This is a genomic window from Xenorhabdus santafensis, from assembly GCF_033949405.1.
In the GTDB taxonomy this organism is placed as follows: domain Bacteria; phylum Pseudomonadota; class Gammaproteobacteria; order Enterobacterales; family Enterobacteriaceae; genus Xenorhabdus; species Xenorhabdus santafensis.
The window spans coordinates 1-339 of record NZ_VCDN01000456.1 but is presented as its reverse complement, the minus strand read 5'-3'; the positions used below and the strand labels follow the sequence as shown (position 1 = coordinate 339).

The window sequence follows — 339 nt, the reverse complement described above, 5'->3', positions numbered from 1 at the left end:
TTGCCTTTTCTTTTTTATATTTATGTACAAATTTATTTTTATTGGCATTGGCCTTAATATGGGTAGAATCTGTCATCAGTGCACGTCCTCCTACCATTCGGTGCTCTGTCGCTTGTCTCACAATCTCATCAAAAATTTCTTCGAAAATATTTGTATGAATAAAACGAGTACGACGATTCCAACTGATTGTAGAATGATCAGGAATAGTATCCGATAGAGAAAATCCTAAAAACCAACGGTAGGCAATATTCGTTTTAATCTCCTTTTCCAATTGACGCTCAGAACGAATACCGTAAAACTATCCAATAAACATCATCTTAAATAAAACAATAGGATGAA

General features: G+C 33.9%; 1 pseudogene. It reads right to left on the bottom strand.

The window, feature by feature from the left end:
* A pseudogene (locus FE392_RS23065) lies at positions 1 to 339 on the bottom strand (transposase); the annotation flags it as partial.